At 35.2% G+C, this 24,191-nt stretch carries 15 protein-coding genes and 3 tRNA genes; 9 read left to right on the top strand and 9 right to left on the bottom strand.

Translation table 11 applies throughout. The annotated features are described in order from the left end of the window. Positions 1 to 70: 70 nt before the first annotated feature. The 4 genes from EKM03_RS05475 to thrA form a co-directional block, all read right to left on the bottom strand. Positions 71 to 1,480: a hypothetical protein gene (locus EKM03_RS05475; RefSeq protein ID WP_126739992.1), complete on the bottom strand. Its 1,410-nt coding sequence runs from the start codon at positions 1,478 to 1,480 to the stop codon at positions 71 to 73. 664 nt (positions 1,481 to 2,144) lie between these two features. After that, on the bottom strand, positions 2,145 to 3,434 hold the full coding sequence (gene thrC / locus EKM03_RS05480; protein ID WP_126462473.1) for a threonine synthase: 1,290 nt from the start codon (positions 3,432 to 3,434) through the stop codon (positions 2,145 to 2,147). A 124-nt stretch (positions 3,435 to 3,558) separates the two neighbouring features. Beyond that, the gene (locus tag EKM03_RS05485; RefSeq protein ID WP_126462470.1) at positions 3,559 to 4,485 is read right to left on the bottom strand and encodes a homoserine kinase; all 927 of its coding nucleotides are present in this window, start codon (positions 4,483 to 4,485) and stop codon (positions 3,559 to 3,561) included. Between the two features lie 107 nt (positions 4,486 to 4,592). Next, entirely contained in the window at positions 4,593 to 7,040 is a 2,448-nt protein-coding gene (gene thrA / locus EKM03_RS05490) for a bifunctional aspartate kinase/homoserine dehydrogenase I (RefSeq protein WP_126739993.1), read from the bottom strand. Between the two features lie 917 nt (positions 7,041 to 7,957). Between thrA and hutH the strand changes: the two genes are divergently transcribed. Genes hutH through EKM03_RS05505 form a run of 3 tightly spaced genes read left to right on the top strand, consistent with a single transcriptional unit; the run spans position 7,958 to position 11,482 of the window. Further along, complete coding sequence (hutH, locus tag EKM03_RS05495) at positions 7,958 to 9,472, top strand: histidine ammonia-lyase (protein ID WP_126554171.1); 1,515 nt, start codon at positions 7,958 to 7,960, stop codon at positions 9,470 to 9,472. Between the two features lie 49 nt (positions 9,473 to 9,521). Beyond that, positions 9,522 to 10,166, top strand: coding sequence for a DUF47 domain-containing protein (locus EKM03_RS05500; protein WP_126554173.1), 645 nt, complete (start codon positions 9,522 to 9,524; stop codon positions 10,164 to 10,166). A 29-nt stretch (positions 10,167 to 10,195) separates the two neighbouring features. Further along, positions 10,196 to 11,482: an inorganic phosphate transporter gene (locus EKM03_RS05505; protein WP_126462458.1), complete on the top strand. Its 1,287-nt coding sequence runs from the start codon at positions 10,196 to 10,198 to the stop codon at positions 11,480 to 11,482. Positions 11,483 to 11,711: 229 nt separating this feature from the next. On the opposite strand, the gene EKM03_RS05510 is transcribed toward EKM03_RS05505, so the two are convergent. The 3 genes from EKM03_RS05510 to EKM03_RS05520 all read right to left on the bottom strand — a co-directional run bounded on the left by EKM03_RS05510 (position 11,712) and on the right by EKM03_RS05520 (position 16,342). Continuing rightward, on the bottom strand, positions 11,712 to 12,227 hold the full coding sequence (locus EKM03_RS05510; RefSeq protein WP_126462455.1) for a DUF421 domain-containing protein: 516 nt from the start codon (positions 12,225 to 12,227) through the stop codon (positions 11,712 to 11,714). Positions 12,228 to 12,286: 59 nt separating this feature from the next. Next, complete coding sequence (gene rimK, locus EKM03_RS05515) at positions 12,287 to 13,657, bottom strand: 30S ribosomal protein S6--L-glutamate ligase (RefSeq protein WP_126462452.1); 1,371 nt, start codon at positions 13,655 to 13,657, stop codon at positions 12,287 to 12,289. 138 nt (positions 13,658 to 13,795) lie between these two features. Beyond that, on the bottom strand, positions 13,796 to 16,342 hold the full coding sequence (locus tag EKM03_RS05520) for an ATP-dependent Clp protease ATP-binding subunit (protein ID WP_126462449.1): 2,547 nt from the start codon (positions 16,340 to 16,342) through the stop codon (positions 13,796 to 13,798). A gap of 256 nt (positions 16,343 to 16,598) precedes the next feature. Between EKM03_RS05520 and gyrA the strand changes: the two genes are divergently transcribed. Continuing rightward, complete coding sequence (gene gyrA / locus EKM03_RS05525) at positions 16,599 to 19,220, top strand: DNA gyrase subunit A (RefSeq protein ID WP_126462446.1); 2,622 nt, start codon at positions 16,599 to 16,601, stop codon at positions 19,218 to 19,220. Between the two features lie 63 nt (positions 19,221 to 19,283). Next, positions 19,284 to 20,552, top strand: coding sequence for a tetratricopeptide repeat protein (locus EKM03_RS05530; RefSeq protein ID WP_126739994.1), 1,269 nt, complete (start codon positions 19,284 to 19,286; stop codon positions 20,550 to 20,552). A 61-nt stretch (positions 20,553 to 20,613) separates the two neighbouring features. Here EKM03_RS05530 and EKM03_RS05535 read toward each other — a convergent pair whose 3' ends face one another. Both EKM03_RS05535 and EKM03_RS05540 read right to left on the bottom strand, forming a co-directional pair. Beyond that, complete coding sequence (locus EKM03_RS05535) at positions 20,614 to 21,375, bottom strand: C40 family peptidase (protein WP_126456224.1); 762 nt, start codon at positions 21,373 to 21,375, stop codon at positions 20,614 to 20,616. A gap of 71 nt (positions 21,376 to 21,446) precedes the next feature. Beyond that, positions 21,447 to 22,625: an acetyl-CoA C-acyltransferase gene (locus EKM03_RS05540; RefSeq protein WP_126561976.1), complete on the bottom strand. Its 1,179-nt coding sequence runs from the start codon at positions 22,623 to 22,625 to the stop codon at positions 21,447 to 21,449. 230 nt (positions 22,626 to 22,855) lie between these two features. Here EKM03_RS05540 and EKM03_RS05545 point away from each other — a divergent pair. The 4 genes from EKM03_RS05545 (at position 22,856) to EKM03_RS15220 (ending at position 23,552) form a co-directional block, all read left to right on the top strand. Next, positions 22,856 to 22,939 (top strand) — tRNA-Ser (locus tag EKM03_RS05545). A gap of 14 nt (positions 22,940 to 22,953) precedes the next feature. Beyond that, a tRNA-Pro gene (locus EKM03_RS05550) sits at positions 22,954 to 23,028 on the top strand. Positions 23,029 to 23,049: 21 nt separating this feature from the next. Then, positions 23,050 to 23,123: transfer RNA gene (locus tag EKM03_RS05555), tRNA-Arg, on the top strand. Between the two features lie 321 nt (positions 23,124 to 23,444). Beyond that, the gene (locus tag EKM03_RS15220) at positions 23,445 to 23,552 is read left to right on the top strand and encodes a heavy metal-binding domain-containing protein (RefSeq protein WP_233584066.1); all 108 of its coding nucleotides are present in this window, start codon (positions 23,445 to 23,447) and stop codon (positions 23,550 to 23,552) included. The last annotated feature ends 639 nt before the right edge of the window (positions 23,553 to 24,191 follow it).

Here is a 24,191-nt window from a genome sequence, read left to right on the forward strand (position 1 = left end):
GGGGTTAAGTCACTAAGAAGTATACATACTTTCAGGTTTTTCTAAAAAGACATTAGTGCATTTGCAGTACTTACTTTTTAATTAGTAAAGAACTGCAAAAGCCATTTTCGTAATAACGAGCGTGTAAACTGTTGTATATTTGTTCGTAAATTGCTAAAGGATCATTTGATTCAATTGTAATAGACAATATGTTTTCTAAAAGTACGATAAGGTTTGCTGGTACATCCGTTTCTTTGCCGTGTATAATAGATTCATAGACAAAGTTATTCCATTCTAAATCGCAAATAGGATTTTCTATTTCGTTTAATAAGGCATGATCCATAATAAAAACAAGAAAATTCAAAACCTCCTGTAGGTATTTTTCGTCGAAATAGTCAAATATTCGAAACTCAATACCATGATTTTTGTGCTTGTGAAAATTGATGTCTAGGCCAATTTTATCAATCTTTTCGTAATCTGATATTTCAGAATAACGGTTCACCCACCACATTGGATTTTCATGCATGGGATGTTCATCAAAATTCATCTGGACAATCTTCCCGGTTTTCATCACATTGGTGTCATAAGTGCCCACACCAATGTACCTTGACATAGCACATCGTTGTGATGCTTTTGTCAAATTGACGCTGCTGTCATTGTGCGACAAATAATCAGAAGAACCAAATTTTATCATAAACAAGGGGCTCAGCCATTGGAATAATCGAATAGCCCTCTGGTGTTTTTTTATAAAACCTAATTTGTCCTTAATTTCTCCATCACTATTTAACTCAGTTGGAATAGTTAAATTGAAGTGATAGGTCATATTATTAAAAACAGAATAATTCGTATCGTTTGAAATAAATATGGCAAAGGGATGGTTTACAGCACATATTTTTACAGGGCCGTATTCCGTAAAGATTTTGTCTTTATCAAAAGCGTTTTGTAAATGGTGTATGAAACCTTGTTTTATTGTAGCTAATTCAGCAATAACCGAGTCAACATCTGTTTTGTAAAATTTTTGCGTAACAAATTCAACTGTGTCACCATCAAAAATGAATTCTTTTTGAAGCTCGTCTATAAAATAAGGATTGTTTTTTTGTAGTATTTCAAAGATACTTTCCCCTGAATAGTCAGGATTTGGTTCATTATCTATGGGATCAAAAGTCTTATGTTGGTTGTTAATGTCCGTTTTTGTAAACGAATGGGAATTCATCAGTACCGGCAAATAATATTCTTTATCGGATAATATTTTCAGCAATGAATTCTGGTATATGTTTTCTTTGTAATTCTTAAAATGATTAACACTATACTTTTCATGAAGTCCTTTAGTAAGCAAAAAATCTTTGTCCACCACACGATGGTTTTCAAACTCTAAATAGCATTCATTTTCGATTCCTACGCCCCAATACAAATCATTTGATCTGTAATGATTTCTATAGTCTTTGTGTTTATCCAATAATTCAATTTCAAAACTAACAGCATTCATGCTATGATCCGTCATACACTTTTTTCTCCTTTTTTTAATAAATTATGTTGATATGGGAAGCTACTTTATCAGGTAGTTTTTTTGGAGTGTTTTTATCTGTTGTTTTAGTTACATTTAAACAGATTCTTAAATACTTCGTTTTTTTAATGGGGTTGATGTTGTTTTTTATACCCATACAAGGCCTAAAGAAGACAACTCAATTTTTTTGCAAAAGTAAGTATTAAATAAGTCATATTCAAGCTATATTTTTAGATCTTGAATTTTATTTTTCTGTGACAGAATTTATCGCTTTGTTTTCCTGTAAATTACTCATAATTATATATTTAAAATTGATGCGTTAAATTGGTAGAATTGTTTTTTTTGTGTTCTAAAACAAAAGTTTAGAACCATCTTAAGACCAGATTTATTTGGATATAAAAAATGACTAAAATTGAATTCTAAGTCGTTTTTTATTATTTCATACAGAATATAGTTAAAACTATGCACTTTGGTACATTTCACTTTCGCTTCTAAAAATTTCACCAAGAACATGCGAATTATTTATTCAGTTTTTGATGTGTTTAATTTGTGAATCTGCAGTTTGATTTTTTTGTTCCCATTTTAACCTTGCAGACTTTAACCTGGCAAACCAAATCTATGGATATTTAAGCCAAAGTATTTTAATTGTTTAGAGAAAATTTTATTCCAAAAATGTTTTCAATTCCTGATAGGTTTTAATTTTTACGCTTACTTTGTCCTTTCCTAAAACACTTTCAATTTGGGTAGGAATTGGCAGTTTTACGTTTAATGTTGGTTCAACCGTATTCAAAAATTTAATGGGGTGGGCGGTTTCTAAGAAAATACCAATAGCATTTGGGTAATTTTGTAATTCTTTTTTCAATCCTAAATAACCCACTGCTCCGTGAGGTTCAGCAATATAGCCGGATATATTATAGATGGTATTCATGGCTTCTAAAGTCTCTTTATCAGAAAAAGTAAACGAAGAGAAATCTTTTTTGAATTGCTCTAAGTCATTGTGATACATTTCCTGAATTCGGATAAAATTACTTGGATTCCCCACATCCATCGCATTCGAAATAGTAGCTATAGAAGGTTTTGGGGAGTAAATTCCGTTTTCTAAAAAGCGAGGAACCGTATCATTTACATTCGTAGCCGCTACAAAATGTTGAACAGGCAAGCCCATTTTCTTAGCAATGATCCCCGCACAGATATTCCCAAAATTCCCACTTGGGCAAGAGAAAACTAACGGTTTGTTTCGTTTTTTTAATGCTTTGTACGCAAAGAAAAAATAAAACATCTGTGGCAACCAGCGCGCAATATTTATTGAATTCGCTGATGTTAAGTTTTTATGTTTTAGACTTTCGTCCAAGAACGCTTTCTTTACCATATCCTGACAATCATCAAAAACGCCGTCCACTTCAAGCGCTTTAATATTCTGTCCTAAAGTAGTCAATTGTCGCTCCTGGATGTCGCTCACTTTTCCTGATGGATAAAGGATAATCACTTCCACACCTTTTACATCAAGGAAACCACTGGCGACAGCACCTCCCGTATCACCGGAAGTGGCAACAAGAACCGTGTTTTTACTGTCGGCGTTATCTTTATTGAAATACCCCAAACAACGCGACATGAATCGCGCGCCTACGTCCTTGAAAGCCATTGTTGGTCCATGAAATAATTCAAGGGAATAAATATCTTTTTCGACTTCGACCACGGGGAAGTCAAAACACAGGGTTTCGGCAATGATTTGTTTTAAAGTGTCTGTGGGAATTTCGTCACCTATAAATTGTTTAATCGCCTCAAAAGCAATTTCCTCATGGCTTAAGTTTTCGATGGTATCAAAAAAAGCAGGTGCTAATGGGGTAATTGTTTCCGGAAAATACAATCCTTTATCTGTGGCTAATCCTTGTACTACGGCTTCTCTGAAAGAAACTTTTGGTGCGTTATGGTTTAAACTGTAATATTTCATTGTGTATAGTATTTATAGAATCCCCACCCCAACCCTCCCCAAAGGGAAGGGAGACGAAACTGGATTTAGAATGTATTTATTGTAATTTTAAAATCGCTGTTTTTTTTTATTCCTCTTTAGGGGGTTAGGGGGCTATTATTTTAATTCCTTCATCATTCACTTTAGAAACGTGAATTTCATATGGTAAATACATTTCTTCGTAAATAACACTCATGGCTTTGGCAATTTTATCGGCAGTTTCCTTTCCTTTGCTTAAAGCAAAAATAGAAGGACCAGAACCTGATATTCCGGAACCTAAAGCTCCGTTTTCTAAAGCAGTTTGCTTGATTAAATCAAATCCCGGAATCAAAACGCTACGCAACGGTTCTACGATTTCATCATGCAATGATCGACCAATTAAGTCATAATCTTTGGTGTACAATCCAGCGATTAATCCGCCTACATTTCCCCATTGCATAATCGCACTTTTCAAGGAAACTGTTTGCTTCAACACCGATCGCGCATCCGAAGTCTTCAACTCAATTTGAGGATGAACCACGATGGCATACAATTCAGAGGGACTTTCTATTTTGATAATATCCAATGGATTGGAACTTCTTACTAGCGTGAATCCACCCAAAAGGGCAGGAGCAACGTTATCCGCATGAGCATTTCCACTGGCTAGTTTTTCGCCCTGCATGGCAAATAAAACCAACTCTTTGCGTGTAAATGGACGCCCTAATAATTCATTGATTCCAAAAACTGCTCCCGCTGAACTGGCGGCACTGCTGCCAATTCCACTACCGGCTTTGATGTGTTTGTAGATTTCGATTTCGAATCCAAATTCCGTTTCAACAGCTTCCAGCATAGCCAAAGCGGATACTCCAGCCACATTTTTTTCGGTTTCTAAAGGCAAGTCGGCACCCACAATTTTAGTGATGCGAATCCCTTTTATGTCTGATTTCCGAATAATCATTTCGTCACCAGCAGTTTCTAAACACAAACCAAGGACATCAAACCCGCAAGAAAGATTGGCGATTGTGGCAGGGCAAAATATTTTTATTTCATTCATAATAGTAGTCTTAAAGTCTAAAGTCATAAAGTGGTAAAGTCTTAGGAATGAACATAAAATCAAGTGGCTAACTTTCAGACTTTACGACATTTGACTTTACGACTAATTTATACGTTTCCTATTCTAATTACATCTGCAAATATTCCTGATGCGGTAACTGCAGCTCCGGCACCAGCACCTTTTATTAATAAAGGTTGGTCTACGTAACGATCTGTGAAGAATAATACGATGTTGTCCTTTCCTTCCAAATTGTAAAAGGGGTGGTCTTTAGGAATGAATCGCAACCCAACATTTGCTTTCCCGTTTTCGAATTGCGCTACGTATTTCAAACGAGATTCTTTGCTTAACGCTTCTTTATAAATAGTTTCAAAATGAGCGGCATGTGTCTGTAAAGATTCGAAAAATGCTTCATTTGAAGTCGTATTCAAACATTCTGCTGGCAGGAACGATTCGTTTGTGATTTCATCGATTTCCATTTTGTAACCGCTTTCTCGTATCAGAATCAATATCTTTCTGGCAACGTCAATTCCGCTCAAATCAATCTTCGGGTCAGGTTCTGTAAATCCTTGTACACCAGCTTCTTTAACAACGTCATGAAAAGTGTTATTTTCATCAAAATTATTAAAAATAAAGTTCAAACTTCCAGATAAAACGGCTTGGATTTTATTGACTTTATCGCCGGAGGCAACGAGATTTTTTACCGTATCAATGATTGGTAATCCAGCTCCCACATTGGTTTCAAATAGGAAAGGCGCATTGAACTGTCTGGATAATTTTTTTAGTTTTTTATAATTGTCGTATTCGGAGGCGCAGGCAATTTTGTTGCAGGTTACTACGGCAATATTTCTTTTTAAATACTGTTCGTAGGTTTTAGACACACTTTCATTTGCCGTGATATCCACAAAAATACTATTGCGTAAATTGAGCTCTTTTACATTTGCAATAAACTGTTCTTTATCCGCAGGTTCTCCAGTTTCTAAAGCAAATTTCCATTCTTTTAAGGAGATTCCGTCTTCATCAAAATGCATTTTTCGGGAATTTGACAACGCAATGACGCGCAGGTTTATCTTGAGCTTCTCTTTTAGGAATTTCTTTTGTTGGTGAATTTGTTCGATGAATTTCTCCCCCACATTTCCAACGCCCATTACAAATAGGTTTAACTGTTTGGTATTTTCTTCAAAAAAGTTTTCGTGCAATGAATTCAATGCTTTTTTTACATCTCTTTCGTTGATTACTGCCGAAATATTTCTTTCGGAAGCACCTTGAGCAATCGCTCGGATGTTGACGTTGTTTTTACCCAAAGTACTGAACATTCGACCGCTCAATCCTTGGTGGTTTTTCATATTTTCGCCTACCAAAGCAATGATGCAAAGGTTATTTTCAACAATGCATGGATCTATTTTATTTTGTAAAATTTCCACTTCAAAAGCTTTGTTGATGGCCTCTTGCGCCACATCGGCATCCGAATTTAGAATTCCAATACAAATCGAGTGCTCTGAGGAGGCTTGAGTGATGAAAATTACGTTGATATTTTTATTGGATAATACTTCAAAAAGTCTTTTGGATGAACCGGAAACACCAATCATTCCTGAGCCTTCAAGCGTAATTAAGGTAATAGCATCAATATGTGTGATTCCTTTTACAGGATTGGATTGCGCAAAAACCTGATTTGAAATATAGGTTCCTTCAGCCTTAGGTTCAAAAGTGTTTTTGATCAGAATTGGGATATTCTTTCTTAATACCGGTTGAATTGTTGGCGGATATAAGACTTTGGCACCAAAATGTGACAACTCCATGGCTTCTTGGTAAGAAATGTAAGCTATAGGTTGTGCTTGTTTTACAATTTTTGGATTTGCAGTATACATTCCGTTGACGTCAGTCCAAATCTCCAAGTCAGTTGCATCAAGAGCGCCTGCAAGAATAGCGCCTGTATAATCAGATCCACCGCGCCCTAAAGTAGTATTGATTCCGTCTAAAGAGGCAGCAATAAATCCGGGCATAACTACTACCTGACTTTCATTTGAAGTAAAAAAAGCAACAATTAATTCATTGGAAGCATCAAAATTAACAATTGCTTTTCCAAAATGGTTATTGGTTTTTATTAATTCTCGGCTGTCTTTATAACAGCTGTTTTTTAGGTCTTGTTTTAATGCTTCAGCAATGATATACGAAGACAGTAATTCACCAAAACTCAAAATAGTATCTGAAGTTCTGGGAGATAATTCGCCTAAAAGGTAACATCCATCCAATAAGGTTTCCAGGTGATTGATGATTCTTTTGATATGGCTCAAAAGACTGCTTTGTTCGCTTACTGGTATAAGTTCTTTTAAGGTATCTAAGTGTTTTTTTTCTATATCGGCAAGGATAACTTTGAAATTTTCGTCTCCAGCGGCCGCTTTTTGGGAGGCAATTTGAAGCAAATCAGTAACTTTACTGAAAGCAGAAACCACAACGATTAATTTTTCTTCTTTTGCTTTATCGCTAACGATAGCTAAAACCAGTTTTATATTTTGTGCATTGGCAACCGAAGTTCCGCCAAATTTTAATACTTTCATAGCAAGTTATTTGTTTTTAATGTAATGGGGAGTCGCCATTTTCAGGATTAATTGCCTGCAGGAGATCTAATGGTGTGTGTTGTTTTTTTTGAAAAATGTAATGTTTGTTATACACTCAAGGTCTTTCTTTCTTGTGAAAAAAATATGATAAATAGGATTATATGTTGAAAATTTACCCCAAGGGGGTAGTTGTAGTTGTTGTAGTAAACGTAACAGCAGTGCTAACCCAGATTTGAGTTGTTATCGAAGCGTGATATGTAGCTTTGTTGTTTTCCATTTTGATCTTTCAAAAGTACAGTTTTTTATAAAAAACAAAGCGTTTGACAGTGTTTTTGCGAATATTTTAAAATAGGAGAAGCTATTTGCGGATTATGAAATATTGTGTTATATATCAAGTCTCAGATAAAACTATTCGTATAAATCTCTAAATTTTATAAAAATTGTGTGCAGCTGAAGTTCTATTTTTTGTAGTGCTTAAAGAATTTAATTCTCCTTAATTTGCATTCCAAGCAGGTTAATGGGTTTGTGTTTTATGAATTAGTGCTTTAATGTTCTAAGGAAAAGGAAAGGAACAATCAAAATTTGATCTGTTAAAGTCATATAGTTATCGTTATCTGAAAGCTATTATTTGGTTTTTGTTTAACTATAAAATACCCGTTGGGTGTAATTATTCAAAACGTCAGTTCGAGTGTTTTTTTGTGTAGTAAAAACGGAACAAAAAATGTATCGAGAACCGTTTTTAATACTAATTTTCTAGTTCTCGATATAATCCCGCCCAAAAGCGGGATCACTCGAACTGACGAAAATTATCATCAAAAATTAATTGAACCCAACGGGTTATGAAATGTAAATTATTAGCAATAAATGTTGTGTATTTATAAAGATTTATTCAATTTTACCTTTTAAACACTATCAAAATGGATAATACGCATTACATTAGTACTGAGTTACTTAGCCTGGAAACGCTAGAGGAAATTGTCTCACATCATAAATCATTGGCTTTGTCCGATGAAGCAAAAATAAATATTCAAAAATGTCGCGATTATCTAGATAAAAAAATGGCTTCACATTCGGATCCCATTTACGGTATAAATACAGGTTTTGGGTCGCTTTGTAATGTTAAGATTTCGAATGAAAATTTATCAAAACTTCAGGAAAATTTAGTCAAATCGCATTCCTGCGGAACGGGAGAGGAAGTACCAACTCAGATTGTGAAACTAATGTTGTTGCTAAAAATTCAATCGTTGAGTTATGGTCATTCCGGCATTCAATTGCAAACAGTGGAACGATTGATTGCCTTTTATAACAATGATATTCTTCCGGTAATTTATACCCAAGGATCGCTTGGCGCTTCGGGAGATTTGGCTCCTTTGGCGCATTTATCATTGCCTTTATTAGGTGAAGGTGATGTGTATTTTGAAGGTAAGAAAGTGCATTCCAGCGAAGTTCTAAAACATTTTGGCTGGGAGCCAATAGTACTGCAGTCTAAGGAAGGATTGGCCTTATTGAACGGAACACAATTTATGAGTGCTTATGGAGTACATATCTTAATGAAAGTCAGCAAATTTTCTTATTTAGCAGATTTAATAGGTACTATTTCACTTGAAGGATTTGATGGAAGAATAGAACCTTTTAATGAATTGATCCATTTTATAAGGCCTCACAAAGGGCAAATTGTAACTGCTAACCGCATAAAAGGATTTTTGGAAGGGAGCGAAATTATCGAACAGGAAAAAAATCATGTCCAAGATCCATATTCGTTCCGATGTATGCCACAAGTGCATGGGGCTTCAAAAGATGCAATTGATTATGTAAAAAAAGTGTTCAAGACTGAAATCAATTCCGTTACTGATAATCCTAATATTTTTATTGAAAGTGACCAAATCATTTCCGGAGGTAATTTTCACGGACAACCTTTGGCTTTAGCCTTAGATTTTATGGCAATCGCTTTGGCTGAGTTGGGAAGTATTTCTGAACGAAGAACGTATCAATTGATCTCCGGAACTAGAAATCTTCCGGCATTTTTAGTAGATAATCCCGGTTTGAATTCTGGTTTGATGATTCCTCAGTATACAGCTGCCAGTATTGCCAGCCAAAATAAACAACTAGCAACTCCCGCCAGTGTAGATAGTATTGTTTCCAGCAACGGGCAGGAAGATCATGTGAGTATGGGGGCAAATGCTGCTACTAAAGCATTGCGGGTTTTGGATAATCTGGAACGCATTTTAGCAATAGAATTGATGAATGCTTCGCAAGCCATTGAATACAGACGGCCAATGCTGTCAAGTGATTTTATTGAAATGTTTTTACAGGCCTATCGTGAAGAAGTTCCTTTGATTAAAGAAGATCGAATTTTGCATTATGATATTGAAAAGACGGTTTCTTTTTTGAACAGTTTTCAAATAGAAAATGATTTGTTAACAATGGCTTAACATTAACAATTAATAATGAATTAATTTTGCCGGACTAAATTTTAATGAAATGAACATAAATAATTTTTTCCAATTTTTGGTTCCTAAAGACAAAAAGTTTTTTCCGCTTTTTGAACAAGCATCAAGTAATTTAATTGAAATTGCTACAAATTTGCACGAAGCTGTAAACCTTCCTTTAAAAGAGCGCGAGGATCTTTTTCGAAAAATTGATGCATTAGAACAAAAAGGAGAGGATATAACACGTCAAACAAGTTTAGAGTTGAGTAGAAATTTTATTACTCCATTTGACAGAGAGGACATACACTCTCTAATCACTTCAATTGATAATGTAGCGGATAATCTTCATGGTGCAGCGAGCAGGATGAAATTGTATCAAGTTGATAAAATCACGAAATCCATTAGAAAATTGACTGAAATCAATCTTGAAGCATGTCAAAATATTGATGTAGCGGTAAGAGAATTGAGAGATTTAAAAAATATAAAGAACATCACGGATGCCTGCGTCAGAATTAACAAATTAGAAAATAAATCAGATAATGTTTATGATAAAGCAGTTCTTGATTTATTCGAAAATGAAACGGATGCAAAAAACATTATCAAGTACAAAGAAGTATTGTCAGTTTTAGAGACGGCTACTGATAAATGTAAAAGTGTAGCGAGTGTTTTAGAATCCATTTCTGTAAAACATTCTTAATTCATTCGTTTTATTCTGAAATTATAATTATGGAATTTACTCTACTTATAGTTATTATAGTCCTGGCTTTAATTTTTGATTACATTAATGGTTTTCATGATGCTGCCAATGCTATAGCAACCGTTGTTGCCACAAAAGTATTAACTCCTTTTCAAGCAGTTGTTTGGGCCGCTTTTTTTAACTTTTTGGCGTATTGGGTTTTTGGTTTTGGTGTTGCAGATACTGTGGCAAAAACAGCCAATACGATGGATATTAATTTAGTCGTTATTTTAGCGGGTGTAATCGCCGCTATCATTTGGAATTTATTCACTTGGTGGCAAGGAATTCCTTCTAGTTCTTCACATACCTTAATTGGTGGTTTTGCCGGAGCAGCTATCGCTCATGCCGGATTTGGAGTAGTTTCTTGGTACAATGTTGGAAAAGATGGAGGAATGCCTTCGGGTGTTTTGATCATCATTGCATTTATTATATTGGCACCTTTGTTAGGCGCTTTAATGTCTTATTTAATATCAATTTGGTTGCTAAATGCCTCTAAAAAAAGTATTTATCCTAAAATATTTACAGCTTCTTTAATGATTTTGACCATCTGGTTTGTAGAAAGTCAAATGATCTATTACGACCAGATTAAAGACCCTCGTTTTCCATCGTCTACTTTTTGGAGTGTTGCGTTTGAATCCCATAATATCAAATGGTTTTTAGTGGCATTCATCGTTCTGTCCATAAGCGCCTTCTGTTTGATATTTAGTAGTTTAAATTTAAATCAAGCTACGGCCTGGTTAAAAAAAATGCAATTACTGTCTTCAGCAGCCTTTAGTTTAGGGCATGGAGGGAATGACTCCCAAAAAGTAATGGGTATTATTGCAGCAGCGGTTGCGGTTTATATTCACACCAGTGGTGTTGCTCAGGAATCGCTTCCAGCTTGGTTAGATGTGGTGCTTCCTAATGACGAAGGAGCCTTTAAAATGCCAACTTGGATTCCACTTGCCTGTTATTCTGCTATTGCAGCAGGGACTTTAAGCGGCGGTTGGAAGATCGTGAAAACAATGGGTTCTAAAATAACAAAAGTGACCTCTTTTGAAGGTGTTGCCGCAGAAACTGCCGGGGCACTGACCTTATATTTTACAGAGCATTTTAAAGTGCCCGTAAGTACAACGCATACTATTACTGGATCTATAATTGGAGTTGGACTTACTAAAAGAGTTTCAGCCGTGCGATGGGGAATGACCGTAAGTTTATTATGGGCTTGGGTTTTAACCATTCCAATTTCAGCAATATTAGCAGCAATCATTTACTATATTTTTAGTATTTTTATTTAATACTAAAAGAAAAATCATAATAAAAAACCATTCTTACTGAGAATGGTTTTTTTATGCTCCAAAAATATATTTGTTTAAAACAGAAGATCTCGTCTTTCTTTCGTTAAATATGTTTTTTATTAAAAGGCGTTAAGGTCAAATTTTGTGATTTTATAGGTGTGTTTAATTTTTTAACAGCACTTTATTTCAAGAAAATAAATTTCGTGAATATATATTGAGTTTTTTATGTCTAATTTATTCCACTCAAATTTTTATGAATGCGTCTTCGTTTGTAATGGGTCTGTTTTAAATTAGCATCTCCGGATATAATGCTAATATTTCCGTCTATTTCTAGGATTGCTAATTTTACATCTTTAAAATATTCGACTCCATGTTCATGCATGGCTTCTTTTAATTCATCAGAAGTGATATTTAATTTGCTAAGAGTCTTAAAATCCAAATTGCCGTTGTGTATAAGGATTTCTGGTTTTTCTTGCATGAAATCACTGAATCTTGGGTACTTAAACATCAATTTTTTTAAAATAAAATTGATGGTAAACAATACAGTTGCCGCAGCTAAACCTCCCGATAAACTGGTGTCGTTTCCTACCATTGCATTTTGAACAGAGTTACTGATTAGCAGAATTAATATTACATCAGCAGTGTTTAGTTGAGACAATTCTTTCTTGCCAAAAAGTCTCAAGGCAATAACCATAAAAAAATAAACGAAAATACTTCGAAGAATTATATCAAGATATTCGTTCATTTTTTTAGTTTTAAAGTAATTTTAAAAGTTTTCAATAGACTGTAAACGGCTACTGACTGCTATTTTATTTTAAAATTTTTCTCGATTGCTTTGATCATTTCGCCGGCAATATCTTTATTGGTAGCTCCTTCAATTCCTTCTAGTCCTGGCGATGAATTTACTTCTAATAACAACGGGCCTTTAGCGGAACGAATAATGTCTACACCTGCCACTTTGAGGTCCATTGCTTTGGTTGCTTTGATGGCAATACGTTTTTCTTCAGCGGTTACTTTTATAATAGATGCTGTTCCTCCAAGATGAATGTTAGCCCTGAATTCGCCCGGCATTGCTTCACGCTGAATAGCAGCCACTACTTTTCCATCAATTACAAAACAACGAATGTCTTTTCCATTGGCTTCTTTGATGAATTCTTGAACTAATATATTGGCATTTAAGCTTTTGAAAGCATTTATGACACTTTCTGCGGCTTTTTTTGTTTCTGCCAACACGACTCCTTTTCCTTGTGTTCCTTCTAGTAATTTCACGATTAGTGGAGAACCGCCCACCATTTTTATCAAATCATCCGTATCCAAAGGGGAATTAGCAAAACCGGTGGTAGGAATTTCAACCCCATGATTCAATAGTAATTGCAAAGAGTATAATTTATCTCGTGATTGTGTAATAGCATTCGATGAATTTAAGCAATATACTTTTAATGCTTCAAATTGTCTGGTCAAAGCGCAACCGTAAAATGTAATGCTAGGTCTAATTCTGGGTATAATGGCATCAAATTGATTTAGTATCTTACCGCCACGATAATGAATTTCTGGCGTTTTTGCATCCAGTTTCATATAACATTCCTTGATGTTCAGAAAGTGCATTTCGTGACCACGCATTTCGCCAGCCTCCATTATACGCTTGTTGCTGTACAATTCAGGATTACTGGCCAAAAGTCCGATGCGTAATCCGGAACTTGCTTTCTCGGAATTTTTATACAATTCTTTTAGACTGTCGGGTGTGGGTTGTCCTAAAAGATATTTTTGCTCCGGATCAACCAATACTCTTCCGCTCATGGCTTCACGGCCTAAAAGCATTCTGAAACCCATGGAATCTCGATTGGTCAATGTCATCTCAATAGGCCATTTTGAACTTCCTATTTGTAGATTTGTTTGAATTACATAGCGTTGTTCTCTAAAGCCACTTGAACTTTTAACGATGCGTTTATCAATTAAAGGCGCTTCACAATGAATTATTGTTTTTAAATTATTTTGGATTGGGTTAATGTCAAATTTCACCCAATTGCTTTCGTCTTTAATAAATGGAGCAATATTTATAGCGTGTAGCGCAGATGTTTTAGCACCGGAATCAACACGTGCTTTAATGGTTGGAATCCCTATTTCAGGGAATGAGCACCATTCTTCACTACCTAGGATAACTTTGTTTTCAGACATAAAGTAATTTTAATGGATCAATGTTATAAAAACCAAATGTAAATATTTGTTTTCAAAAAAAGTGTATTTTATCATAAAGAAAAAACCCGTTACGTTATAAAAACGTAACGGGTTATGGTTAAGATTCAAAGGAATTATTTAAGGATTTGTGGCTTCGCCGGCTTTATGAACCTGAACCGTTAATTCTTGTGCCCCTTCTTCGATATCCATGAAGATTTCATCTCCGGTTGTTATTTTCGAAGTGATAATTTCTTCTGCAAGGGTATCTTCAACATATTTCTGAATGGCTCTTTTTAGTGGTCTTGCGCCAAATTGCCTGTCGAAACCTTTCTCAGCTATAAATGCTTTTGCTTTGTCAGAAAGACTCAATTGATACCCTAATTCGGCAACACGGGCGAATAATTTTTTTAATTCGATTTCGATAATTAAATCAATATCATGTTTTTCTAAAGCATTGAATACAATTACATCATCAATTCTATTAAGGAATTCAGGAGCAAAAGTTTTCTTTAAGGCGTTTTCAATAATACTTTTTGAATTATCATCAGCCTGCGCTACTTTGGCAGCAGTTCCAAAGCCGACTCCTTGTCCAAAATCTTTTAATTGTCTGGCACCAACATTCGAAGTCATGATTATTATGGTATTTTTGAAATCAATTTTTCGACCTAAACTATCCGTTAAATATCCGTCATCCAGCACTTGTAATAACATATTGAAAACATCAGGATGCGCTTTTTCGATCTCATCCAATAAGACCACACAATAGGGTTTTCTTCGCACTTTTTCAGTCAGTTGACCGCCTTCTTCATACCCTACATATCCCGGAGGTGCACCAACTAAACGAGAGATAGCAAATTTCTCCATGTATTCACTCATGTCAATGCGTACCAAAGCATCTTCAGAGTCGAATAACTCTTTAGCCAATACTTTAGCAAGTTGTGTTTTACCAACACCGGTTTGTCCTAGAAAGATAAAGGATCCAATAGGTCGATTTGGGTCTTTTAACCCGGCGCGATTTCGTTGTATCGAACGTGCAATCTTCATGACGGCCTCTCTTTGTCCAATAACTTTTCCTTCAATAAGTTCTGGTAATTTAGCCAATTTATTGCTTTCGGTTTGTGCTATTCGGTTCACAGGTATTCCGGTCATCATCGATACAACATCGGCTACATTGTCTTCCGTAACTTCTATTCTGTTGTTTTTTGAATCTTCTTCCCATTGTTCTTGTGCAATAGCTAAATCTTTTTCAATACGTTTTTCGTCATCACGAAGTTTAGCGGCCTCTTCATATTTTTGTTTTTTTACCACAACATTCTTCAGTTCTCGAACATCTTCTAATTGACGCTCTAAATCTAAAATCTGTTTGGGAACTTCAATATTGGTAATATGAACTCTGGAGCCTGCTTCATCTAAAGCATCGATGGCTTTGTCCGGTAAGAAGCGCTCAGACATGTACCTGTCAGTTAATTTTACACAAGCCTCAATAGCTTCTTGTGTATAAGTAACATTATGGTGGTCTTCATATTTATTTTTGATGTTATTCAAAATTGTAATCGTTTCAGTGACGGATGTAGGTTCTACAATTATCTTTTGAAAACGTCTCTCTAATGCACCATCTTTTTCTATGTATTGTCTGTATTCGTCTAATGTTGTAGCGCCAATACATTGAATCTCACCGCGCGCTAATGCCGGTTTAAACATATTGGATGCATCCAGAGATCCAGTTGCACCACCAGCACCTACAATGGTGTGAATTTCATCTATAAAAAGAATGATATCATCATTTTTTTCCAATTCATTCATCACTGCTTTCATACGCTCTTCAAACTGCCCACGGTATTTTGTTCCGGCAACAAGACTGGCTAAATCCAAGGTAACAACACGTTTGTTGAATAAAGTACGTGATACTTTTTTCTGAATAATTCGCAACGCTAGACCTTCGGCAATGGCTGATTTTCCCACACCTGGTTCTCCTATTAGTAATGGATTGTTCTTTTTTCTACGACTCAAAATTTGCGAAACGCGTTCGATTTCTTTTTCACGCCCTACAACAGGATCCAGTTTTCCTTCTTCGGCCATTTCTGTTAAATCCCTTCCAAAATTATCTAAAACAGGGGTTTTCGATTTTTTATTGGATTTGTTGGCTGGATTGTTAAAGGTGCCTTCTTTTAGACTGTCATCTTGTCCTGAATCGTCATTATACGATTCGTTTCTTGGCAATTTCTCTATAAATTCTTCTTCGTTTGGAGTCATGTTTAGATATTGTTCTTTAGCTATATCATAATCAATTTTCAGTTTATTCAATAGCTTGGTTGTTGGATCATTTTCATTTCTTAATATGCATAACAATAAATGTGCGGTGCTGATAGAGGAACTCTGAAAAACCTTAGCTTCTAGAAAAGTGGTTTTCAAAGCCCGTTCTGCCTGGCGTGTCAGGTGCAGGTTTTTCTTCTCAACATTTACTTCTACACTAGGACTTGCGGGGCTTAAGATCTCTACTTTTCTGCGTAAATGGTCTAAATCGACGTCAAGGTTATTCAATATTTGAATTGCTTTTCCGTTACCGTCTCTTAGAATTCCCAACATTAAGTGTTCTGTTCCTATAAAGTCATGTCCTAGTCGCAAAGCTTCTTCTTTGCTGTAAGTAATAACGTCTTTTACTCTTGGTGAAAAATTATCATCCATAATATATATTTGATATCGTAAATTTAGTGAATTAGTGATAGAAAAACAAAAACCATTCCTATATGAAGTCGTGTCAGCTAAGTGACAAAAATTATCAAGATATTAAAGTTAAATTTACCTTAAATTATCAACTAAAAGCGAAGTTTTATTTGTTAATAAATCATTGAAATTAGTGTTTTAAAATAGGTTTAAAAATTTCAAAAAGATGTATATTGGCACGTTTTGAAACTAATATAATTTTTTAATATAACAACTTATGTCTGAAGGAGAAAAGTTAATTCCTATTAACATTGAAGATGAAATGAAAACGGCCTACATCGATTACTCGATGTCGGTAATTGTATCAAGAGCACTTCCAGATGTTAGAGATGGCTTGAAACCAGTACATCGAAGAGTCCTATTTGGAATGCATGATTTGGGTGTAAATTCTAGATCTGCCCACAAAAAGTCCGCAAGAATTGTTGGGGAAGTTCTTGGTAAGTATCACCCACACGGTGATACCTCAGTTTATGATGCAATGGTTCGTATGGCACAAGAATGGAGTATGCGTTATTTATTGATTGATGGCCAGGGTAATTTTGGGTCAGTAGATGGCGATAGTCCTGCAGCAATGCGTTATACGGAGGCTAGAATGCGTAAAATTTCAGAAGAAATCTTGGCGGATATAGATAAAGAAACTGTTGATTTTAAATTAAATTTTGATGATACGCTGGAGGAGCCAACAGTTATGCCAACACGTGTTCCTACCTTATTAATAAATGGGGCAACAGGAATTGCAGTGGGTATGGCCACTAATATGCCCCCTCATAACTTGACTGAGGTGATAAACGGGACATTGGCTTTCATGGACAATAGCGATATTGAGATTGATGAGTTGATGACGCATATCAAAGCCCCAGATTTTCCTACAGGAGGTGTTATATATGGATATGAAGGCGTTCGTGAAGCATTCAAAACAGGTAGAGGACGTATTGTAATGCGTGCCAAAGTAGGTTTTGAAGAAGTGGACGGAAGAGAATGTATTATCGTTACCGAAATTCCTTATCAAGTTAACAAGGCCGATATGATTAAGCGTACGGCTGATTTGGTTAACGATAAAAAAATTGATGGAATTGCGAATATCCGAGATGAATCGGATAGAAACGGGATGCGTATCGTTTATATCTTGAAACGAGATGCTACGCCAAACGTAGTTTTGAATACACTTTATAAGTTTACACAATTACAGTCTTCTTTCAGTGTAAACAATATTGCCATTGTAAAAGGGCGTCCGCAAATGTTGAATCTGAAAGATCTGATTCATTATTTTATAGAGCACCGTCATGATGTAGTGACTCGCAGAACGCAATTTGAATTGAAAAAAGCAGAAGCAAGAGCCCATATTTTAGAAGGTTTGATTATCGCTTCGGATAATATTGACGAAGTAATTGCTTTAATTAAAGCTTCAAAAAGCACCGAAGAAGCAAGAGAAAAATTAATCGAAAGATTCAATTTATCCGATATTCAATCTCGAGCCATTGTTGAAATGCGTTTGCGTCAATTAACAGGTCTTGAACAAGATAAGTTAAGAACAGAATACGATGAAATCATGAAGTTAATCGAGCATCTAAAAGCTTTATTAGCAGATGTAAACTTAAGAATAGCCTTGATTAAAGAAGAACTAACTGAAATTCGTGATAAATATGGAGATGAACGCCGTTCTGTAATTGAATATTCAGGAGGAGATGTAAGTATTGAAGATTTAATTGCCGATGAAAATGTAGTTATCACGATTTCACATGCAGGATATATTAAACGTACAAATCTTACGGAATACAAAACTCAAAACAGAGGCGGAGTTGGACAAAAAAGTGCAGGAACACGGGATCAGGATTTCTTAGAGCACATGTTTGTGGCTACGAATCACCAATATATGATGTTCTTTACCCAAAAAGGGAAATGTTTCTGGATGCGTGTTTACGAAATACCAGAAGGAAGTAAAACGGCCAAAGGAAGAGCAATCCAAAACTTGGTAAATATAGAAAGCGACGATAAAGTAAAAGCATTTATTTGTACTCAGGATTTAAAAGATCAAGATTACATCAAAAGTCACAACCTTATTATGGTGACTAAAAAAGGGCAGGTTAAGAAAACATCGTTAGAGAAATATTCTAAACCCAGAGTGAATGGAGTTGCTGCAATTACTATTAAAGAAGGGGATGAGCTATTAGAAGCAAAATTAACGAACGGGCAAAGCCAAATTATTTTAGCTGTGAAATCTGGTAAATTAGTTCGTTTTGAAGAAACTAAAACCCGTCCAATGGGAAGAACAGCTTCAGGAGTTCGCGGAATTACACTTAAGGATGATACGGATGAAGTAATTGGCATGGTCACTGTAAACGATATGAGCAGCGAAATATTAGTAGTTGCTGAAAACGGTTATGGAAAACGGTCAAGCCTTGACGAATACAGAATTACAAATCGTGGAGGTAAAGGAGTAAAAACCTTGAATATTACGGAGAAAACTGGGAAGCTGATTTCTATTAATGCCGTTACTGATGCGGATGATTTAATGATTATTAATAAATCTGGATTGACTATCAGAATGGCTGTAGAGGATTTGAGAGTAATGGGACGTGCTACGCAAGGTGTAAAACTGATCAATATAAAAGGAAACGATTCCATAGCTGCAGTCACTAAAGTAATGAAAGACGACGTGGCGGAAGTAGTTGTTGATGAAGACGGAAATATTATTGAGTCGGAAGCTATCGAAAGAGTAAAACCTGTTCTTGAAGTTCTTGAAGAGGATGGTGTAGCTGAAGAGGAGGATGAAGAGGACGATTCTGAAAGCGAAGACGAAGACACTGAAGACGAAGACGATTCAGATGACGAAGCTTAATATGAATAAGTGTAGATTAATAAAGAACTATTATAAAAGAACTATTAAACAAAATCGAATACCATGAAAAGTAAATATGTAGTACTAGCATCAGCGTTAGTGATTTCAGTAGCCACTTTTGCTCAAAAAGATCAAATTAAAGCCGCTGAAAAAGCATTAAAAGGGGGTAAATCTCAAGAAGCAGTTACCATTTTGATGGAAGCCGAATCTCTCATCGCTAATGCTAAAGAGGCGGAGAAAGCACAATTTTTCTTTGTAAAAGGAAAAGCTTTATTGGATTTAGCCAATAAAAAAGTAGATGTAGATGCTAATCTTTCGCTTGCGGCAAAAGCATATCAAGATTTAATTGATGCTGAAAAAGTTTCCGGTAAATTGAAATTTTCTACAGAAGCTGCAGCTTCAATTACAGAAATTAAATATAAATTGATTAATGCTGCCATAGCGGATTCAAAAATCAATAAGCATTCAAATAGCGCAAAAAAACTGTATGATGCATATTTATTAGATAAAAAAGACACTCTCAATTTGTATTATGCGGCGTCTACTTATGTGAATGCGGCAGAATATGACACAGCACTTAAGTTGTATGATGATTTGAAAAACTTAAATTATTCTGGAAAAGGAACCAGTTTTTTTGCGGTGAATAAAATCACTAATGAAGAAGATCTTTTTACAACGGCTCCGGAAAGAGACAGAGTAGTGAAAATAGGGACTCACGAAAAACCAAGAACAGAAGCTATTCCTTCTAAAAGAGGAGAGATCTATAAAAACATAGCTTTAATTTTAGTGCAAAACGGAAAAATTGAAGAGGCTAAAAAAGCAATATCGGATGCAAGACAAGCAAATCCGGAAGATACTTCATTGGTTTTGACAGAAGCAAATCTTTATTTAGAAACAAAAGATTTTGAAATGTATAAAAAGCTGATCGCTCAAGTATTAGAGAAAAATCCTAATGATGCTGATTTAGTTTTTAATTTAGGAGTTCTTAGTGCTAATGCAAAAAATCAGGTAGACGCTGAAAAGTACTATTTAAAAGTTATTGAAATTAATCCTAAATACATTAATGCTTACATCAATTTAGCGGCCATGAAGTTAGAGGATGAAAAGGTAATTATCGATGAAATGAATAAATTAGGAACTTCTACTAAGGATATGAAGCGCTATGATGAATTGAAAAAGAAAAGAGAAAATTTATTCAAAGCTACAATTCCTTTTCTTGCAAAAGCAGTTGAACTAGATCCTAAAAATGAGGATGTTTCAAAAACACTTTTAGGCGTATATAGCGCTTTAGAAATGACAGCTGAATACAAGGCATTGAAGGCAAAGAATTAATGCTAGATTTTTAAATTTAAAAATAACCTCTCTCGAATTACTATTTTGAGAGAGGTTTTTTTTATATGATTTTTTTAATTACTCTTAATTTGTGTGTATGCTTATTGGTTTCGGCATTAAATATTCCTAAATGATCAAGCCTGTCAATTCGTACTTTTCCACTGGCATGAATGATGTAATTGTCATCCATAATTATTCCTACATGGATTATGTTACCTTCTTCGTTATCAAAAAAAGCGAGATCTCCTGGTTCACTTTCTTCTATAAAACTTAAAGCTTCCCCTTGTTTTGATTGTTGAGAGGCATCACGAAGCAATTTATATCCGTTCAGTTTATACACCATTTGAGTAAATCCTGAACAATCAATTCCAAAAGGAGTTTTCCCTCCCCAAAGATAAGGAGCGTTTAAATACATAAAGGCAGTTTTTATCAAATGCTCTTTTGTTTTTTTGCCACTTGTTTTTGTTCCATCAAACTCAAAATTCGAAATGTTTATCTCACTGTTATTTATAAATGAAACCGAGGATCCGAGCGGAATAGGAATTAATTGATTATCTGGAGTAGTGATATATTCAATTAAATCGGAATTCAATATGATCGTTTCTGCGGATAATTGATTAAAATTTGATTCTGAAATCAACTGTAATTGTTTAGAATCGATCCAGCCTTCATACTCGTCGTACTGTACTTTGATGCGAGACCATTGTTTCATTTGCTCTAAAATTTCAAAATGTTCTCCAAATAAAATTTGAGAAACAATTTCGCTTTTATCACTGGGTTCAAACCGAAGTGGTATCATTGCTAGATTACAAATTCCGAACATTTAGGGTAATTTATGAGTTTAGAATTAGGAGTTATATGTTTTTAATATACGACTCCTAATTTATAATTATTTTAAGCTCTTTCAATAACAATTGCTGAAGCACCACCACCACCATTACAGATTGCAGCAGCTCCAATTTTACCATTATTTTGTTCTAATACGTTGATCAAAGTAACAATAATTCTTACTCCGGAGCAACCTAAAGGATGTCCTAATGATACAGCACCACCATTCACATTAATCGTGCTGCTCTCTAGTCCTAAAATTTTGGCATTGGCTAGGCCAACTACAGCAAAAGCTTCATTGAATTCAAAATAATCAACATCAGTAATGGCTATTCCTGCTTTTTCTAATGCTTTAGGAATTGCTTTTGATGGACTTGTTGTAAACCATTTTGGTTCTTGTGCGGCATCTGCATACCCTTTTATATACGCCAGAGGTTTCAATCCTAAAGAGATTGCTTTTTCTTCGCTCATTAATATCACAGCTGCTGCTCCATCGTTTATTGTAGAAGCGTTTGCTGCGGTAACTGTACCGTCTTTTGTGAAAACAGGATTTAATGAAGGTATTTTGTCTAATTTTACATTAGAAAACTCTTCGTCTTTAGAAATTATAATAGGATCTCCTTTTCTTTGAGGAACGGTTACAGAGACAATTTCATTATCAAATTTTCCGGTCTCCCAAGCTTTTGCACTTCGCTCGTAGGATTGAATTGCGGCGTTGTCTTGGTCTTCTCGGGTAAAATTATATTCAGCAGCACATAAGTCCGCACAAACGCCCATTGCGTTGTTGTCGTAAGCATCAACAAGTCCATCTTTTTGTAAACCATCAATAAATGTTGCTGGACCAAATTTAGTTCCTGTTCTCAAATTCATATAGTGAGGAATTAAACTCATGTTTTCCATTCCACCCGCAACAACAATTTCAGCATCACCACATAAAATGGCTTGAGTACCTAGCATTACAGCTTTCATTCCAGAGGCACATACTTTGTTGACTGTAGTACAAGCAACAGAATTAGGTAAACCAGCATATAGTGCAGCTTGGCGAGCAGGAGCTTGTCCTACACCAGCTTGAACTACATTACCCATAAATACTTCATCAATTAAATTTGGATCCAATTTTATTTTGTCCAAAGCTCCTTTTATAGCTACAGCACCTAATCTAGGAGCGGTAACTGTAGATAATCCTCCCATAAAACTACCGATAGGTGTTCTAACGGCAGAAACGATAACAACTCTTTTGTTCATGATTTATATAATGTTGGTTTATGTAGCAAATTTAATCTTTTTTAAACAATTTCGTATTTTGATGTTGGGATAATCTCTTTTAAAAATTTATTTATATTCTATATGTTTGATTGTGAAGTCTTTTTAGAATTAGGATAAAAAATATTTAAAAAAAAGGTCTAAATAGTTGTGAGGAACGTAAAGATGTGTTAAATTTGCAACCGCAAAACAAGACACGTTTCTTTGAGCTTGGAGGGGTGCCAGAGTGGTAATGGAGCAGTTTGCTAAACTGTCATCGAGCAATCGGTGCCAGGGTTCGAGTCCCTGTCCCTCCGCTTTATATTTTTTTCGGGGTGTAGCGTAGCTCGGTTATCGCGCCTGCTTTGGGAGCAGGAGGCCGCAGGTTCGAATCCTGCCACCCCGACTAGTTTTTTACATGAGCAATGGAGGCATAGCTCAGCTGGATAGAGCACCTGCCTTCTAAGCAGGCGGTCGAAGGTTCGAATCCTTCTGCCTTCACAAAAACCCTTATAAACGTTTGATTTATAAGGGTTTTTTATTTCTAGTTGCCAGTTTAGTTGCCTTTTGTACATGTTGATAACTTTTTACTAGACAAAAAGCCCCGATAACATTTTAGTTTATCGGGGCTTTTTTGATTAATCTGTAAAATCAATTATTATTGCGTCGGGCGGTGTATCTTCTCGGCTGTTGTTTCTTATTACGCTAATTCCGCTGTAATGTTTTTTTTGATTTGGTAACCAAAAGATATGAAAAAAAGTGCTTACTGTTAAAAGTGGCCCTTTGTCTTGAATTTATTTAGTCGGTTAGTAGTGAAAAAAAATGGAAACTCAAAAAACGTACAGCTGCCCAATGCATCCAGAAGTTACGTTGGATAAACCCGGAAAATGTCCCAAATGCGGAATGAATTTAGTGGAGAAAAAAGAGTAAAAATTCTATTAGCAACTAACGGTTCAAAATAAAGTAGTACCCACAAAAGTAGTTACAGGTTCACCAAAAAACACAATACTTTATGGAGCTTAAGAATCCAAAAATGATGTGATGTTGCTCCTGGTGTTCCATCATTTCGCTTGAGTTTTTAATACCACATTAAACAGTATCTGTTGATTGGTTGACAGAAAAGATCACAATCTAAAAATCCGAAAAATTGATGCGCCATCATCAAAATTGGCTTAGAAGTTTTGGGGAGTTAAGATTTACTTAATATTTTTTTTAAAATTATTGGTAATCAATAAAATTTATTACTTTTACAATCTTGAAGAAAATAATTACCATATCATTCCTTTTTGTTTTTTTGTGTGCTAACACAGAGATGGGGCAATTATTGAAATTACCGAACTTACTACAACACTTTTCAAATCATCAAAAGGATTACAGTAACCAGAATATTTCATTACTTGATTTCATAGCAATTCATTACAATGATACTCAGCATCATTCTAATCAGGAAAAAGACAACCATCAAAGTTTACCTTTTAAGACTATTAACCAATCTGTTAATACAGCCCTTGCATTTGAAAACCAAACAGAGTTTTCCTTTCGCAAACCAAATACTATTTCTGTAAATAG

It is taken from the genome of Flavobacterium sp. GSP6, from assembly GCF_003984855.1.
Lineage (GTDB): Bacteria > Bacteroidota > Bacteroidia > Flavobacteriales > Flavobacteriaceae > Flavobacterium.